General features: G+C 60.6%; 16 protein-coding genes. 5 read left to right on the plus strand and 11 right to left on the minus strand.

Annotated features, from left to right (window positions below; all coding sequences use genetic code 11):
• Nucleotides 1-32: 32 nt before the first annotated feature.
• Both FP026_RS15090 and FP026_RS15095 read left to right on the plus strand, forming a co-directional pair.
• Nucleotides 33-1,226, plus strand: coding sequence for a phytanoyl-CoA dioxygenase family protein (locus FP026_RS15090; RefSeq protein WP_149635429.1), 1,194 nt, complete (start codon nucleotides 33-35; stop codon nucleotides 1,224-1,226).
• A gap of 6 nt (nucleotides 1,227-1,232) precedes the next feature.
• Nucleotides 1,233-2,042, plus strand: a complete 810-nt coding sequence (locus FP026_RS15095) for an SDR family oxidoreductase (protein WP_149635430.1) — start codon at nucleotides 1,233-1,235, stop codon at nucleotides 2,040-2,042.
• A 90-nt stretch (nucleotides 2,043-2,132) separates the two neighbouring features.
• Here FP026_RS15095 and FP026_RS15100 read toward each other — a convergent pair whose 3' ends face one another.
• The 11 genes from FP026_RS15100 to FP026_RS15150 all read right to left on the minus strand — a co-directional run bounded on the left by FP026_RS15100 (nucleotide 2,133) and on the right by FP026_RS15150 (nucleotide 11,789).
• Nucleotides 2,133-3,287 (minus strand): alpha-D-ribose 1-methylphosphonate 5-triphosphate diphosphatase, encoded by a 1,155-nt coding sequence (locus FP026_RS15100; RefSeq protein ID WP_149635431.1) that lies wholly within the window; start codon nucleotides 3,285-3,287, stop codon nucleotides 2,133-2,135.
• A complete protein-coding gene (locus tag FP026_RS15105; RefSeq protein WP_149635432.1) occupies nucleotides 3,274-4,020 on the minus strand; it encodes a phosphonate C-P lyase system protein PhnL in 747 nt (248 codons plus the stop codon). The genes FP026_RS15100 and FP026_RS15105 overlap by 14 nt, the downstream gene beginning before the upstream one ends.
• Nucleotides 4,021-4,034: 14 nt before the next feature.
• On the minus strand, nucleotides 4,035-4,862 hold the full coding sequence (locus tag FP026_RS15110; protein ID WP_149635433.1) for an ATP-binding cassette domain-containing protein: 828 nt from the start codon (nucleotides 4,860-4,862) through the stop codon (nucleotides 4,035-4,037).
• The gene (locus tag FP026_RS15115; protein ID WP_149635434.1) at nucleotides 4,862-5,773 is read right to left on the minus strand and encodes an alpha-D-ribose 1-methylphosphonate 5-phosphate C-P-lyase PhnJ; all 912 of its coding nucleotides are present in this window, start codon (nucleotides 5,771-5,773) and stop codon (nucleotides 4,862-4,864) included. Before FP026_RS15115 ends, FP026_RS15110 begins: the two co-directional genes overlap by 1 nt.
• Entirely contained in the window at nucleotides 5,770-6,864 is a 1,095-nt protein-coding gene (locus FP026_RS15120; RefSeq protein ID WP_149635435.1) for a carbon-phosphorus lyase complex subunit PhnI, read from the minus strand. Before FP026_RS15120 ends, FP026_RS15115 begins: the two co-directional genes overlap by 4 nt.
• Nucleotides 6,864-7,409 carry a phosphonate C-P lyase system protein PhnH gene (phnH, locus tag FP026_RS15125; protein ID WP_149635436.1) on the minus strand — a complete coding sequence of 182 codons (546 nt, stop codon included), beginning with the start codon at nucleotides 7,407-7,409 and terminating at the stop codon, nucleotides 6,864-6,866. Before phnH ends, FP026_RS15120 begins: the two co-directional genes overlap by 1 nt.
• Nucleotides 7,410-7,411: 2 nt before the next feature.
• The gene (locus FP026_RS15130) at nucleotides 7,412-7,870 is read right to left on the minus strand and encodes a phosphonate C-P lyase system protein PhnG (protein WP_149635437.1); all 459 of its coding nucleotides are present in this window, start codon (nucleotides 7,868-7,870) and stop codon (nucleotides 7,412-7,414) included.
• Nucleotides 7,871-8,001: 131 nt separating this feature from the next.
• Nucleotides 8,002-8,802, minus strand: a complete 801-nt coding sequence (locus FP026_RS15135) for a PfkB family carbohydrate kinase (protein WP_188112583.1) — start codon at nucleotides 8,800-8,802, stop codon at nucleotides 8,002-8,004.
• 8 nt (nucleotides 8,803-8,810) lie between these two features.
• Complete coding sequence (locus tag FP026_RS15140; RefSeq protein WP_246665350.1) at nucleotides 8,811-9,599, minus strand: carbohydrate ABC transporter permease; 789 nt, start codon at nucleotides 9,597-9,599, stop codon at nucleotides 8,811-8,813.
• 47 nt (nucleotides 9,600-9,646) lie between these two features.
• A complete protein-coding gene (locus FP026_RS30590) occupies nucleotides 9,647-10,531 on the minus strand; it encodes a carbohydrate ABC transporter permease (RefSeq protein WP_149635439.1) in 885 nt (294 codons plus the stop codon).
• Between the two features lie 10 nt (nucleotides 10,532-10,541).
• Complete coding sequence (locus FP026_RS15150) at nucleotides 10,542-11,789, minus strand: extracellular solute-binding protein (RefSeq protein WP_149635440.1); 1,248 nt, start codon at nucleotides 11,787-11,789, stop codon at nucleotides 10,542-10,544.
• Nucleotides 11,790-12,010: 221 nt separating this feature from the next.
• On the opposite strand from FP026_RS15150, the gene phnF reads away from it, so the two are divergent.
• From phnF to FP026_RS15165, 3 genes are all read left to right on the plus strand, one after another.
• Complete coding sequence (phnF, locus tag FP026_RS15155) at nucleotides 12,011-12,769, plus strand: phosphonate metabolism transcriptional regulator PhnF (RefSeq protein ID WP_149635441.1); 759 nt, start codon at nucleotides 12,011-12,013, stop codon at nucleotides 12,767-12,769.
• 102 nt (nucleotides 12,770-12,871) lie between these two features.
• Nucleotides 12,872-13,684 carry a class I SAM-dependent methyltransferase gene (locus FP026_RS15160; protein ID WP_149635442.1) on the plus strand — a complete coding sequence of 271 codons (813 nt, stop codon included), beginning with the start codon at nucleotides 12,872-12,874 and terminating at the stop codon, nucleotides 13,682-13,684.
• A 138-nt stretch (nucleotides 13,685-13,822) separates the two neighbouring features.
• On the plus strand, nucleotides 13,823-14,986 hold the full coding sequence (locus FP026_RS15165) for an acyltransferase family protein (protein ID WP_246665351.1): 1,164 nt from the start codon (nucleotides 13,823-13,825) through the stop codon (nucleotides 14,984-14,986).
• Nucleotides 14,987-15,008: the final 22 nt, after the last annotated feature.

The raw sequence follows: 15,008 nt of genomic DNA on the forward strand, positions 1-15,008 counted from the left end.
TAAGTCCAACGTCACTTTGGGAGGAGATCACCATGGACGCTCAGACGCTTAGCTGCCGGCGCAGCCAGAAAGTTTGGCTTTCGGCTGATTGCGGCAATTTCGATACTTTCAAGACCCTGATCGAAAAGACCGCCAATCCGGCAGACTGGCCGTTGGCGGCGGAGGTCGAGAAAAACATCCTGATCTATGATGGCGACAAGGTTCGAAATGCCGCGGAGAATGAAGACGAACGCCGTGCCCTGATGGCCGAGTGGGTCGAGGCATTCACCTCAGGCCCAGGCATCATCGTGGTCAAGAACGCCATGCCGGATACAGCAGTTGTTGACCGCGCGACTGCCGTATTCGAAGCCATCGTTCGTGAGGAAAAAGAGAAGGGCAGGGGCGCCGGCGATCACTTCGCAAAGCCCGGCGCTAATGATCGCATCTGGAATGCGCTGGAGAAACACTGCTTGGCGGATCCGGAGAATTTTGCCCGCTATTATGCTTCGACCGCCATCGCAATGGTGTCGGAGGCCTGGCTCGGCGTCGGCTACCAGATGACCGCGCAAATGAACCGGGTCAATCCGGGCGGGACTGCACAGAAGCCGCATCGTGACTATCACCTCGGCTTCATGTCGCCGCAGCAAATGCAGGCCTATCCCGGCCATATCCATGCGGTTTCGCCGCTGCTGACGCTGCAGGGGGCGGTCGCGCATTGCGACATGCCGCTCGAAAGCGGGCCGACGCTGTTCCTGCCCTATTCGCAGACCTTCTTCGAAGGCTACATCGCTTTCGGTCGGCCAGAGTTCCAGGCTTACTTCGCAGAACATCACGTGCAATTGCCGCTCAAGAAGGGCGATGCCGTTTTCTTCAATCCGGCCGTCATGCATGGGGCCGGCAACAATGTCTCGAAAGACATCTACCGCATGGCAAACCTCCTACAGGTATCGTCAGCCTTCGGTCGCGCAATGGAGAGCGTCGACCGCAGCCGCATGTCGGTGACGGTCTATCCTGCCCTTGTCGCCGCTCTCGATGCCGGCACACTGAGCCGCATAGACGTCGCCAACGTGATCGCATCGACGGCCGAGGGCTATGCCTTCCCGACCAATCTCGACAGCGATCCGCCGGTCGGTGGTCTTGCGCCGAAGACCCAGGCCCGGCTCATGGCCGAGGCGATCGATGCCGGTACGGATGCGAGGCGGTTCGCCGAGCTGATCGCCGACCATGCCGCACGCAAGGAGGCTTGAGATCCGATGAGCCGACTGGATGGAAAATTCGCCGTCGTGACCGGCGGCACGCAGGGGCTGGGCGCGGAAGTCGCGCGTCTCTTTGCCGAACGCGGCGCTGCCGGCCTGACGATCTGCGGCCGCAGCACCGCCAAGGGCGAGGCCAAGGCACGCGAGATCGGGGACCGCTACAAAATACCGGTTGCTTTCGTGACGGCTGATCTCGGCGAAGTCGAGGATTGCCGCAAGGTCATCGCCACGGCGGTTGAGAAATTCGGCCGTATCGATGCGCTCGTCAATGTCGCCGCCATCACCGATCGCGGCACCATTCTCGACACCGATCCGGAACTGTTCGACCGGATGTTCGCTGTCAATGTGCGCGCGCCCTTCTTCCTGATGCAGGACGCGATCAAGGACATGATCGCCAATGGCATCGAAGGCACCATCGTCAACATCTCCTCGATGTCGTCGATGGCCGGCCAGCCCTTCATCAGCGCCTATTGCTCCTCCAAGGGAGCGCTCGACACGCTGACCCGAAATACGGCCTTCGCGCTGCTTAGAAACCGCATCAGGGTCAACGCGCTTAATATCGGCTGGATGTCGAGCGATGGCGAGGATCGCATTCAACGCGAATATCATGGTGCCGCGGAGGATTGGCTGGCAAAAGCCGCCGCCGCGCAACCCTTCGGCCGGCTGGTCGATCCGGCGGAGGTCGCCCGCGCTGTCGCTTTCCTGTCGTCCGAGGAATCCGGCCTGATGACCGGCGCCACGATCAATCTCGATCAATCGATCTGGGGCGCCTATGAAGGATCGCCGCATCCGGAGAAGGCAATGTGAGCTATGGAGATTGGCGGGAGGGAAATACCCTCCCGCTGATGGCCGGCGCCGCTTGCTGGCGTGGAGTGCGAGCCGGCCTTGCCATGTGGATCAGAAGCTCTTGATGGAACCGTCGGACCAGACCATCTTGCCACCACGGATCGTGCCGCGCAGGCGCGGCACGCGGCCACGTTCGGCGATCACCAGATCGGCACGCAGCCCCTCGGCGATGCGGCCACGATCATTGAGGCCGAGTGCCTTTGCCGGATTAGCGCTTGCCAATGCGGCTGAGGCCGGAAGGCCGCCCTTGCCGATTTCCGCAAGCGCGATCACGGCCGGCAGAATGGCCGATGGGTGATAGTCGCTCGCAAGAATATCGAGCAAGCCGGCTTCATAGGCTTCCCGAGCGGAAAGATTGCCCGAATAGGAAAGCCCGCGCAGCGCATTCGGCGCGCCCATAGCCGTCGCCAATCCCAGCCGCCTTGCTTCGGTGGCCGTCGCGATATTGATCGGAAACTCGCTGATTGCCGCGCCAAGGCTGTGCAGAAGCGCCGCCTTCTCGACGGTGTCGTCATCATGGGAGGCCAGCACGACGCCATGCTCGCGCGCCAGTTCCGACAGGCCGTTGATGATGTCCGTGCTATCGCCATGTTCGGAGCGGGCAGCAATGCGTTGCTTCACGAGCTCGGCCGCTTCGGCCTCGCTGATCTTCCTCACCTTCGCCGTGTTGGCGATATGCAGTTCGATATCGCGGTATTGCCCTTGTCCCGGCGTGTGGTCCATGAGCGAGATCAAGTGGAGCGCACCGGCGTCGATCAGCGTCTTTGCTTCGTTCAGGGCGGGCAGGAAGGTCACCTCGAAGCGGCCATGGACGCGATGGTCGATCAGCAGCTCGTCTCTCATCGATGCGAGGGTCTGGATCATCGCATGGGTGTGCTCGATGGAGCGGACATGGCCATAAGTTGCGGGTGTGAAGGCGACGGCCGCATAGGCTGTCGTCACGCCATTGGCGGCGAGCATCTTGTCGAGATCGTAGACGCCAAGTTCGAGCGGCATGCGGACATTGACGCGCGGCTCCACGCATTTTTCGATCATATCACCATGCATGTCGACGAAACCGGGGAGGAGAAATCGGCCGTGGCCGTCTATTTCTGCCCCTTCGACCGGACTTTCGCTGATCTCGGCGATCAGCCCATTCTCGATCCTGATAGCGCCGCGCTCGATCACGCGGTCCTGCAATACAATTTCAAAATTATTCAGCCACATCGTCCTGCTCGTCCTCGATTTTGATGGCTTCCAGATGCAATTCCCGGTCGATCAATGCCTTTACATCGTCCGGATGGTGAAAGACACCGATCATCGCAACGCCGGACGTCTTGAGTTGCGCCAGTCGCTCGACCAGCGCGCGGCGGGCTGAATGGTCGAGCGACGCCGTCGGCTCGTCAAGCAGCAGCAGGCGCTGCGGCAGGATCAGCGCGCGGGCCAGATTGACCTTCTGCTGCTCGCCGCCGGAGAAGGTCGATGGATAGGCCGACCAGAGCTGCTTCTTGACGCCGAAGGCATCGAGCCAGCGCCGCGCCTCCGTCAGGGCTTCGGTATGCGCCGCGCCCGCAAGCCTCAGCGGCTCGGCGACGATCTCTTCGGCCGCAACGCGCGGGCGCGCGTTGAGGAACTGGGTGACGAAGCCGATTTCCCGGCGACGCAGCACGGCGATGTCGACGTCGGCGGCCGTCGCGAGATCGATAATCCCTTCATGCGTGTGATAGTAGACGTGGCCGGCGCGCGGCAGGTAGGAGCGATAGAGCGTGCGCAGCAGCGTCGATTTGCCCGCGCCGTTCTCACCCTTGAGCAGGATGAATTCGCCTGCGTGAAGGTCGAAATCGATATTCTCGAAGGCAAACAGGGTGCGCTTGAGGTGGTGCATTTCGAATTGCTTCGAAAGACCCTGGACGCGCAGCACCGGGGATAGGGCCTGCTGGGCGGAAACCTGAATATTCATCTCTGGTGTTTCCTTCAAAGCTTGGCGTGGACGAGCTGCTGCGTGTAGGCGTGCTGCGGATCCTGGAAGATCTGGTCGGCAAGGCCCTGTTCCACGACCTTACCGCGTCGCATGACCATAACCCGGTCTGCCATCGTGCGGATGACACCGAGATCATGCGAGACCAGAATCATGGTGATGGAACGCTCGCGCTGCAGCCGTTTCAGCGTATCGAGAACCAGCGCCTGGACGCTGACGTCGAGACCGGTCGTGGGCTCGTCGAGCAGCAGTACGGCCGGCTCGAGCGCAATCGCCTTGGCGAGTTGCACGCGTTGCTGCATGCCGCCGGAAAGTTCATTCGGCCGGGCGTCCATGCGCTCGATCGGAAACTCCGAAGCGTCGAGCGACTGGCGCGCCCGTTCGCGCAGCTCGGCGAAATTGCGATTGCCGGCAATCAGCAGGCGCTCGGCGACGTTGCCGCTGCTGGTGTGGTTCATCAATAGGCCCAGATGCGGGTTCTGGTAGACGATGCCGATATGATGCGCGCGCAGCATCCGCCGCTCGAAGCGATCGAGCGTGAAGAGGTTGCGGCCCTCGTGGCCGGGGAGGGCGAGATCGTAGGTGCCGGTATCGGGCGTATCCTCAAGGTTCATCATCCTCAGAAGGGTTGATTTGCCGGAGCCGGATTCGCCAACGATGCCGAGGACCTCACCCGGATAGACCGTCACATCGACGCCGCCGAGGGCAGTGACGTCGCCATAGTTGCGCATAATGCCGCGCATCGTCAGGATGGGCTCGGCCATCATCAGCCGCGGCGGCTGGCGGGTCAACGCTGCCGATTGAGTGGGATCAAGCGCGGCCATCAATCCATCCTTCCATTGTTGTACCAGGTTTCGCCGATCTCGATCGGTTCGGCCTCGGACTTGCGGATGTGCTTCACGCCGAAATGGCTGTCGGACAGTTCGTATTGCGAAGAGCCGTCTTCCTGCGGAAGCTCGTTCATGAAGAAGCCGGTGATGTTGCTGCGGTAGCAGGTCTTGTCCTGGTGATCCTCGACGCGGTACGGCACGTCGTCGAAAACGAGCGGCTCGACGCGCGTATAGGGCGGCACGGCGAAGATGCGCTTTTCGCGGCCGGCAGACAGGATCGTCAGGTGGTCGGCCTGATTGAGCTTCGGCACGTCCCAGCGTGGAATAGGCGACGGTGTCATCACATGCCGGCCGTTGACCATGCTCGGATAGCTCGACCCCTGCATGATCCGTCCCGATTTGACGAGCTGTTCGTAGAGCACCAGCCAGAGCTGACCGTAATCGGCATCGCCATGCATTTCACGCGCCACGGACATATCCGGCTGCACCGGGCGCAAAGGCTCGGGGTTCGGAACCTGCAGCACCAGGACCTGGTCTTCGCGCAGTTTCTCCTCCGGAATGCGATGGCGGGACTGGACGATGGTCGCGGCCATCGTGTCTTCCGTCTCCACCGCCCCGCCGACCCGCGCGACGAACTTGCGGATGCTGCTGGCGTTGACGGAATCGTCGGAACCCTGGTCTATGACTTTGACGACGGAAGTGGGCTTGAGCAGTGTCAGCGTCACTTGCAGGCCGCCGGTTCCCCAGCCGCGGGCGATCGGCACTTCGCGGCTCGCATAGGGCACCTGATAGCCGGGGACGGCAATTGCTTTCAGAATGCGGCGGCGCATTTCGCGCTTGGCGGATTCATCGAGGAAGCCGTAGTTGAAGGCCATCCAGGGCTTGGTCAATTCCTGAAGTTTCATAGCGCGACCTCCTCCTGTTGCGAGGCAAGCTTTTCTGTAACGGCCGGCTTTGCGGCGGCAGCACCCTTGTCCGTCTTGACGCGGCGCAGCGCATCCAGCGTCGACTGGAACGTGACGTAGTGCGGAAGCTTGAAGTGGATGCAGAAGCCGGAGCTTTCGACCGGCTCCGTGTGATAAAGAACGAACTCCTCGTTGGCGGCCGGATGCGGGTTGGGCTGGTTGGAAGCCAGATCGAGCGTTGCCGCCGCGATCACCTTCACTTCGTTCCAGCCGAAGGTCGCGGAGAAGCCCAATTGCAATTCTTTCGCCTTGGAGATGACCTCGGTCTGGCTGACGCGAACGCGCCCGGCGCTGAAGACGGTGCCGGAGGGATGGCGCAGGCGAACCGGGGCATAGGCCAGACGCAGTTCGTTGACGGTCGGATGCACGGCGCTATAGCCGCGCATGGTCGCATAGCCGAGCGCCAGCGTGCCGCCGGTGTCGGCGCGCGCCAGGCTCTGCAGCTTGTGGGCGCGTGCCGCCGGAAAGAGCAGCGGCTCGCGCGTCAGATCGGGGATTTCATCGGGGGCGACCGTTTCGATCGGATGATCCGGAATAAGGCCTTGCGCCTTCTGCCAGCTGGTGAGTGACGGTTGGGTCGCAGGCGCCGGTTTGGCAGCCGGGATCACAGGTTCCGGCACATAGTTCTTGCCCTGCAGCACGTCAACCTGGAGCAAGCGATGGGAATAATCCAGTGTCGGCCCGAGGATCTGGCCGCCGGGAATATCCTTGAAGGCGGCCGAGATACGTCGGACCGTCAGAAGATCCGGCTGGTCGACGGGTTCGGCAACAGCGATACGAGGCTGCGTCGTGCGGTAGGCGCGCAGCAGCAGGATCGCTTCATAGAGATCACCGCCGGCCTGCGCGAGCGCCAGGGCTGCGAGATCGGGTTCGTAAAGCGATGCCTCGCCCATCAACCGGTCGATGAGATAGGGAAGGCCGGTGCGAACGGCCTCGACGCGCTCTGGCGTGATCGGGCCGAGATCGGCACGGAAAAGCCGTTCCGCCTGTTCGATGGCGTATTCGCCGCCGCGGGTTGCCACATAGGCCATCAGAGTACCTCGATTTTCGTGGAACGGGGGATGCCGAGCAGGCGCTTGCCGTCGACGAGATAGAGATCCCAGCCGAGCGGATAGCGGATTGCCTTGCCGCGCATCGGCCAGAAGGCGGGATCGATGCCGTCGACTTCGATCGTGATGCTGTCCTTGATGCCGGGGCCGGTAAGGCGCAGTCGCTGCCCGGAGCCAAATCGTACGGGAGCAAACAAAGTCGCGGCGTTATCCGGATAAAGGAGGCTACCGATGCGCAATGTCGACAAGGCCTCGACGTTTTCAGCGGAGCCGATGACAGCAAAGACATAATCCGCATCGGCAAGCGGCATCCGCCTTGCCCCGGTTGCGGCCATCTTCAGGTCCAGGGACGGATCGTTTGCCGCATGGAAGCTGCATTCGCGATCGAGCAGGCTTTCGGCAAGCGGCCAGAAGCCCTCGGCGGGCAGCTCGCGCAGTTGGCCGGGACGGCTCAGCGCCCACATGAGTTCCTCGAACGTGGTGTTGGTGCGGATATCGTCCAGTGTCGGCAGGAGATTGTGTGCCATGGTCAGAATGTCTCCATCTGCACGCGGGTCGCTTCGACTTTCTGCAGTAACTGCCGGTCTTCTTCCTCCTGATGGCGCCGTTCGGCATTCAGGAGCTCGAGGATAAGGTCGGTCTGGTGGCCGGCGGCGATGGCCGCATCGATGACCGCCATTGCCATGACATGTTCGAGGTCCCCGCCGACGATTGCGCCATAGCCTTCAACGTCGCGATCCGGCACGCGGATATGTGCTTCGGACACCAGGACTTCGCCGAGATGGAATGCGGTGCTGCGAACGGTATCGATCAGCGGCAGCATGGCAAGGCCGGTGCGGTTCAAGACAACATCGACCCCGCCGAGAGTGTCGAGCACCTTTTCGGCCACAGCCTTGATGTTTGCCGGCCGGCCGGCGGCGAGAGTTTCCAGCGCCTGCGCATGGGTATAGGACACACTGACCGGATTGCCAGTCTTCTCCTTAGTCATCATCTTTTCCTCGGGCCTTGGGATTCGTAGGGCAAGCCTTTAAATATTCGAATGACTACTATATTCATTCGAATGAGTTGTCCACGACGTTTTCAGATGTAAGGAGTGTTTTCTGAGGCGGCCTGAAATTTTTAGTCGCCGCGCCGGCGTAGCCATTCCGCCGTGATGCGGCTTGCTTCCCGTGCGGCTGCCGCTGGCGCCTTTCCTTCCAGCAAGGCAAAGAGGAAAGAGCCTGCAAAGCGATCGCCGGCGCCGATGGTGTTTGTTGTGTCGACGCGATCCGCCGGTGCGACCTCAACGGCCTGCGAGCCATCAAACAGCGTGATTGGGCGCGTGCCGTTCGTGAGCACCAGCATCTTCAGGCGCGAGCCGGCGATCTGGCCGGCGCGCTGCCAGGCAAGAGCGAGGTCATCCGCGACATCGTCGCGCGAGGAAATGACGAAGTCTGACGGGCGAGGCGTTGCCGGACGCAACGGAAATTGCGTGAGAACGAGCGGCTGGGCGCCGATCTGTTCGACAAGGTTTTCGTCAAGGACGAGCGCATTGATATAAGCGCCGGCTCCTGACAGCTTTCCAGCTGCTGTGAGCGGTTGCGATCTGCCGGCAGGTGCGATGATCGTCCGCTCTCCACTCGGCTCGAGAAAAATTTCCAGCGGTGCCGTCTTTCCGGGCGTCATCATGATGTATTCGGTATCGAAGCCGTCCGTGGTGAGTGATTTGAGCGCCGCTTGCCCTTGCTCATCCCGCATCAATCGCGAGACGATGGCGACATCGGCGCCCAGCTCCAGCAATTGCCGGCCGGTATAGAAGGCACCGCCGCCGAGACGGGTTGTCTGCGACGAAAACTGTATCCGTCCGCCAGGAGTAAGCGGGGCATCCAGTTGCCATATGCGATCGTGGTTTACCGATCCGATAACGATTACTCGGGGCATGCTTCTGCCTATCTGTCGTCAACGCCTGGTGCCAGCGCGTCCACGATGAAACGCTGTGCCAGCAGGAAGATCAAGAGAACGGGGACGATCGACAACAGGCTTGTCGCCATCAGCGGCCCCCAGGCCCGTTCGGCGCCTTCGAGATCGGCAAATGCGGCAATCCCGGTCGTCAGCGTCTTCTTGAAGGCATCATCCAGCACGAGCTGGCCCCAGAGATAGATGTTCCAGGCACCCATGAAGGAAATCACCGAAAGAGCTGCGATAGCCGGAATAACATTCGGCACGCCGATCTCGATGAATTGCCGCCACAACCCGCTTCCGTCCATGCGCGCCGCCTCGAATATCGAAGCGGGAAGCGACCGGAACGCCTGGCGCATGTAGAAGACGTAGAAGCCGATATAGGGGATGGATGGGATGATCATCGCGCCATAAGTGTTGAAGGCTTGGAGCTTCACCACGGCGATATAGGTTGGAATGATCGCCAGCACGTTCGGGAAGGACATGGTGGCGATGACGAACCAGAACAATGTCCGCCGCCCTCGAAATTCCAACTGTCCAAAGGCAAAACCAGCGGGCACGGAAAGAGCAAGCTTCCCGACGGTAATGAGGGTTGCGGTCAGCATGGAGTTCCACAGCCACATCCAGATCGGATGACGGCTTGCGGCAATGGTGAAATTCGAGAGCGTCGGATTTTCCGGCCAGAAGCGCACGGCCCTGGCCATGATCATGTCATTGGGCGTGAAGGCAGCAGACACCATCCAGACGAGCGGAAACACGGTGACGATGCAGATTGCCATGAGCACGATGTGCAAGAGCAACCTATGAAGTCTATGGCCGATGCCGCTCATCTGTAGTGCACCCGCTTTTCGCTGACGCGGAATTGCAGCCATGTGATGGCGAGCACGAGCACGATGATGATGACGGCGACGGCGCTGGCTGGCCCGAACTGGAAGAACAACAGGCCCTGTTGCCACAGGAAATAAAGCAGGCTTGAGCTTCTGCCCGCTGGTCCGCCATGGGTCAGCACATCGATGACGCCGACGATGTCATCGAGCACATGGAAGAGGGTCGTAACGCTGATGAAGAAGGCGGTCGGCGTCATCAGCGGCAGGCTTATGTCAAAGAAATGCCGCGTCGAGCCGGCGCCATCGAGCTCAGACGCCTCACGCAACTGATGCGGCAGGTTTGCGAGTGCCGCCAGCCACAGCAGCATGTTGAGGCCGAAGGTCTTCCAGAAGGTGACGAGGCTGACGCAGAGGAGCGCAAGGTTCGGATCCGTGTGCCAGCGCGACGGCGGGAAGCCGAAATGGCCGAGCAACTCGTTGAAGAGACCGTTGACCGGATTGAACAGCCAGGACCAGGCAACGCCGGCGACCGAATAGGCGACGATCGTCGGCAGGAACAGGCTGCCGCGATAAAGCCCCTGCAAGGGATTCTTGCGCACCGAATGCAGCATGACAGCAAAGATCAGCGGGATGACGATCTCGGCAGGAATGAGGACGACGCAATAGAGCAGCGTATTCCACGCGGCCATGCGAAAGTCGGGATTGTCGAAAATGGAGCCGTAGTTGTCGACGCCGACAAAGCGAATGTCTGCCGACAGCAGATTCCAGTCGACCACCGATAGCAATATCGACGCGATCAGTGGGCCATACAGGAAGACTGCTATGGCAAGAACGGCTGGCCCCACGAACAGGTAGGGGGCCAGCGATCGAAAACGAAATGGCATGATGCAGAACCTAAGCCGAAATCAATCCTGCAAGCTCGTCATGAGCGCCCTCGATGCCGTCGGCAACAGTCGTTTCCTTGAGCAGCATGCGCGAAACCCATTTGCGCCATACGGCCTGGCCTTCGAGCCCGCGCTTGCCGGGCCAGATCGTCTCCGCGGTCAGCCCATCGCTGAGCTGTGCGGCTGCCGGCTTCATGAACTCGTTGATCAGCGGAACGTCGTGCACGGACGTGTTGAGATAGCCGTTTTGCGACCAGATCGTCTGGCCTTCCTTCGATGCGCAGAATTCAAGGAAGGCAAGTGAAGCTTCCGCCTGTTCCTTGTTGCGCGTGTAGACGGCAAGGAAATTGCCGCCGCTGTTCATCTTGCGCTGATGTCCGGTGAGCCCCGGGAATTTGGTCGTGACGGCCTTGGCAGCGCCGAAGGGGAAGGTGATGGCGGCGGTCGAGCTGGTCGTGCAGATGGCGAGAGCGCCGGACTGGAATGCGGCTGTCTGCTCCTTGTCGCTGACGGGCAGCCAAAGGCCTTCATGGGCTGGTGCGCAATATTCGCTCATGCCAGCGATGGCTTCTGGGCTGTTCAGAGCGAGCTTGCCATCGGGATCGATAATGAAGCCGCCGGCATTCTGGATGAAGGACTGGCTCGTCCATTCGTTGTTGGAGAGCGAGATCGGCGAGCGATAGGTCGGATGCTTGCCCTTGAGCGCTGAATCGAGCTTGCGCGCGCTTTCGTAGAGCCACTTCGTATCCGGCGTTTCCGGGAGATTGGGGTCGAGGCCGGCAGCCTTCCACATGTCGCTGTTGATATAGGTGATCGGCGTCGACAGCGCCCAGGGAAGACCGATGACGGCGCCGTCGATGGTGACCAGCGGCAGGACCGACGGGCGGAAATTGGCGAGGATTGCTTCGGCCTTCGCGGCATTGATCTCACGCAGGTCGCGGGCGCCGAGCGTGCGCTTGGCGAAATAGCCGAACTTCCAGCCCGTGACCATCATGGCTGGCGGGTGGCCTGCGGCGATACTGGCAACGGCTTTGGCGGTCACTGCCTCGTAATCGCCATCGAACCGGTTGGTAACCGTCACGCCGAGCTGCTTGGCGTTGAAAGCGTCGACAACCTTCTGAAAGGGTTTGTCGGGTCCCCAGGTGCTCGAAATCTCGATAGCCGCATCGGCGGACCTGGCCCTGCCGGTCATAGCGATCGATGTGCCGATGACTGCGGTCGTGCCCGCGATGAATTGCCGACGATTAAGCCCTACCATCTTATCCTCAATATCCGAATGACTAGTGAAACATTCGGATATTTATCTAATCACTACGAATGACACGCGTGTGAAGGAGATATGGCTAAATGCCAAAACATAATCGCTGAATCAGCTTCAGCAGTTGTTCACAGGATTTCGGCTATTGAACGGAGATTGAAAAACGATGCTGTAGTCGATATATGACATTCGAATGACATAGCTGAATTCGGAAGGCAGGCATGGAGAAAAAGTCGTCGCACGGGCAATGGCAACAGGTCGAGAGCGATATTGCAGAGGATATTCTGACCGGACGGCTGTTGCCCAAGGCGCAGCTTCCGACAGAATCCGACCTGATGGAACGTTTCGGCGTCGGCCGTCACAGCATAAGGCGCGCCATTTCCCGTCTCGAAAGCCGAGGGCTCGTGCTGGTGGAGCAGGGGCGCGGAACCTTTGTCAGGGATAGTCGCCTCGACTACCGCCTGTCGGAACGCACCCGCTTTTCCCAGAACCTACTCGATCAGGGCAGGGAGCCGCTTGGACAGGCCATTCATGAAGAGGTGGTTCCTGCCTCCGAGATGATCGCAGAGGCCTTGCGGCTTCCCCATGGCGAACCTGTCTATCATATCGTCCGGCGCGGCTTTGCCGACGAGGAGCCGATCAACTATTCGCATGCCTATTATCCGGTGCGCCGCTTTCCGGGTTTCGACGAAGCGCGGCGCAGCGGGCGCAGCGTCACCGTCATCCTGGCTGAATACGGCATCCCCGACTATATCCGCCTGCGCACCGATATTATCGTCCGTCTGCCGACAAGCGAGGAGGCCAAGCAGCTCTGCCAGTCCATGTCTCAGCCGGTGGCTGTGTCGAGAAAGGTGGACGTCGATCTCAAGGGCACGCCGATCTCCTATTCCGAGTCTGTATGGCCGGGCGAGCGCATACAATTCTCGATCGACAATACCAGCCAGCTTCTGGACGTACTTGCGCGCGGTGATGCGGGCTGACTGGATCGGCTTCGCGCGGCTTGTACCTGTACGACGCTGAATGACGCCCCCGTTGCGATATGCTAATGTAATGGCCTGTGAGGCGCGCAGGGGATCATGGCAATGTTGGAGACGGACAAGCTATTCGCCGGCTCGATTCCGGAAAATTACGACCGCCATATGGTGCCGTTGATTTTCGAGCCTTACGCCGCTGATCTTGCACAACGGGCAGCGTCGCTAGCGCCGACCGCCGTCCTGGAAATTGCCGCTGGAACCGGGGCCGTCACCCGCGCATTGGCGCCCAGGCTGTCCCCTGATGCAAGCTATGTCGTCACCGACCTCAATCAGCCGATGCTCGACTATGCCGCTTCGCGGCAGGCTCCCGACAGCCGCATCACTTGGCGGCAGGCGGATGCCATGACGCTGTCGTTTGAAGATGCGGCCTTCGATCTCGTCTTTTGCCAGTTCGGCGCGATGTTCTTTCCAGATCGTGTATCTGCCTATCGCGAGGCAAAGCGCGTTCTGAAGCCCGGTGGACATTTCCTGTTCAACGTCTGGGATCGCATCGAGGAGAACATATTCGCGGATGACGTGACGAACGCGCTGGCCCGGATTTTCCCGAACGATCCTCCGCGCTTTCTGGCGCGCACCCCGCATGGCTATCACGATGTGGATCGGATTCGCAGCGATCTCGAAAATGCCGGCTTCACCGATGTGGTGATCGAAACGAGAGCCGAACAGAGCCGTGCATCCTCGCCGGGCCTTCCGGCCGTTGCCTATTGTCAGGGAACGCTTCTTCGCAACGAAATCGAGGCCAGGGAAGCGGGAAGCCTGGAGGCTGCAACCGACTACGTCGCATCCGCGATCGCCGACAGACATGGTAATGGCGAAGTTGCTGCGAAAATTCAGGCACATATAATCCTGGCCACCGCTTAACCTGTATCGCGCCTGCAAGCTTAACTGAAGAATAACTATGATTTAAAGCAAGGCTGCCGATTTTAGCGCGCGGCGACGAGTTGTTATATCGTCTGGGGCCATAATGGAGATCCAAGACGATATTTACTGAGATTTCTGGTGGGATTTTATAGGGAAATACTTGAGGGTTCGGCCGCCGGCAGTGATGCCGGCAAGTCATCTCGCCTGCTGTCGAATCTTCAGGTGCTGCGCGCGCTCGCCGCTTTGTCCGTCGTCGTTTCTCACGCCTTGCACGAGACCGAGATGCTGGCAGGGGCGACAGGGCGTGCAGCGGTCGATGGCTCCGCATGGAATCTCGGTTTCGGGGTGGACATATTCTTCGTCCTCTCCGGCTTCATCATGACCCACACCGCTGCTTCGGAATTCGGCAAGAACGGCGCTCCATTGCGTTTCTTCCTGCGGCGCTGCGCCCGCGTGATCCCGCTCTATTGGCTGCTGACGAGCCTTATGCTTATCGGCGCGCTCGTAGCACCCTCGCTGCTGACTGTTCCCATCGGCTCCGTGTCTCATGTCCTGGCATCCTATTTCTTCATTCCGTCCGGGCGCGGTGCGGACGAGATCAGGCCGGTGCTCGCGCTCGCCTGGACGCTGAACTACGAGATGCTGTTCTACGTGTTCTTTGCGGCCGCACTCTTGCTGCCGATAAGGCTGGGTATCGTCTGGCTGTCGGTGCTGATGGCAGGCATGGCGCTTGTCGGAAGGCTCGTCGATCCTAGCCATGTCCAGATAGCCTTCTGGACGAACCCGATCATTCTGGAGTTTCTCTTCGGCGTCTATGTCGCCTTGATCTTTCGCAGCGGCATCAGGATCGGCGGCGCAGCCGCGCTCGCGCTCATGGCCATCGGCCTCCTCGGTTTCGTGCGCATCTCCGCGCCCTGGAGCGATGCGGCCTTGCCGCAATTCCTGCGCAGCGGCTTGCCCGCCGCGCTATTCGTTCTTGCGGCCGCAATCGGCCCGGTCTTGCCTCAGAGGAAGCTCGTCCTATGGGGTGTCGCCCTGGGAGATGCCTCCTATAGCCTCTATCTTGCCCACCCCTTTATCCTGCGGCCAATGCGAGCCGTCTGGGCAAAAGCGCTCGGCGGATATCTTCCCCTTGGCTTGTTCGTTGTCTTCGCAACGCTCGTAGCCGCCCTGTTTGCTCTGCTACTCTTCAGAGGTGTTGAGAAACCGCTTACCAGCCGCGTTCAGAGCCTCGTGCTTCGCTCAGGGCAGAAGCGCATACCGACCGGCGCCCTCCCGGCGGCAGACACCGAAGGCGCCTAAGCAAAGTTGAAAATGATACTCT

Source organism: Martinezella tropici (genome assembly GCF_008370325.1).
Taxonomy (GTDB): Bacteria; Pseudomonadota; Alphaproteobacteria; order Rhizobiales; family Rhizobiaceae; genus Rhizobium; species Rhizobium tropici_B.

What these genes read in the sequence shown, in the direction of transcription:
- phnF (WP_149635441.1), top strand. Translation starts at nt 12,011, where the DNA reads ATGGAGAAAAAGTCGTCGCACGGGCAATGGCAACAGGTCGAGAGCGAT.
- FP026_RS15100 (WP_149635431.1), bottom strand. Translation starts at nt 3,287, where the DNA reads ATGTGGCTGAATAATTTTGAAATTGTATTGCAGGACCGCGTGATCGAG.
- FP026_RS15120 (WP_149635435.1), bottom strand. Translation starts at nt 6,864, where the DNA reads ATGGCCTATGTGGCAACCCGCGGCGGCGAATACGCCATCGAACAGGCG.
- FP026_RS15130 (WP_149635437.1), bottom strand. Translation starts at nt 7,870, where the DNA reads ATGACTAAGGAGAAGACTGGCAATCCGGTCAGTGTGTCCTATACCCAT.
- FP026_RS15140 (WP_246665350.1), bottom strand. Translation starts at nt 9,599, where the DNA reads ATGGCAATCTGCATCGTCACCGTGTTTCCGCTCGTCTGGATGGTGTCT.
- FP026_RS15095 (WP_149635430.1), top strand. Translation starts at nt 1,233, where the DNA reads ATGAGCCGACTGGATGGAAAATTCGCCGTCGTGACCGGCGGCACGCAG.
- FP026_RS15115 (WP_149635434.1), bottom strand. Translation starts at nt 5,773, where the DNA reads ATGAAACTTCAGGAATTGACCAAGCCCTGGATGGCCTTCAACTACGGC.
- FP026_RS15150 (WP_149635440.1), bottom strand. Translation starts at nt 11,789, where the DNA reads ATGGTAGGGCTTAATCGTCGGCAATTCATCGCGGGCACGACCGCAGTC.
- FP026_RS15105 (WP_149635432.1), bottom strand. Translation starts at nt 4,020, where the DNA reads ATGAATATTCAGGTTTCCGCCCAGCAGGCCCTATCCCCGGTGCTGCGC.
- FP026_RS15160 (WP_149635442.1), top strand. Translation starts at nt 12,872, where the DNA reads ATGTTGGAGACGGACAAGCTATTCGCCGGCTCGATTCCGGAAAATTAC.
- FP026_RS15135 (WP_188112583.1), bottom strand. Translation starts at nt 8,802, where the DNA reads ATGCCCCGAGTAATCGTTATCGGATCGGTAAACCACGATCGCATATGG.
- FP026_RS15090 (WP_149635429.1), top strand. Translation starts at nt 33, where the DNA reads ATGGACGCTCAGACGCTTAGCTGCCGGCGCAGCCAGAAAGTTTGGCTT.
- phnH (WP_149635436.1), bottom strand. Translation starts at nt 7,409, where the DNA reads ATGGCACACAATCTCCTGCCGACACTGGACGATATCCGCACCAACACC.
- FP026_RS15110 (WP_149635433.1), bottom strand. Translation starts at nt 4,862, where the DNA reads ATGGCCGCGCTTGATCCCACTCAATCGGCAGCGTTGACCCGCCAGCCG.
- FP026_RS30590 (WP_149635439.1), bottom strand. Translation starts at nt 10,531, where the DNA reads ATGCCATTTCGTTTTCGATCGCTGGCCCCCTACCTGTTCGTGGGGCCA.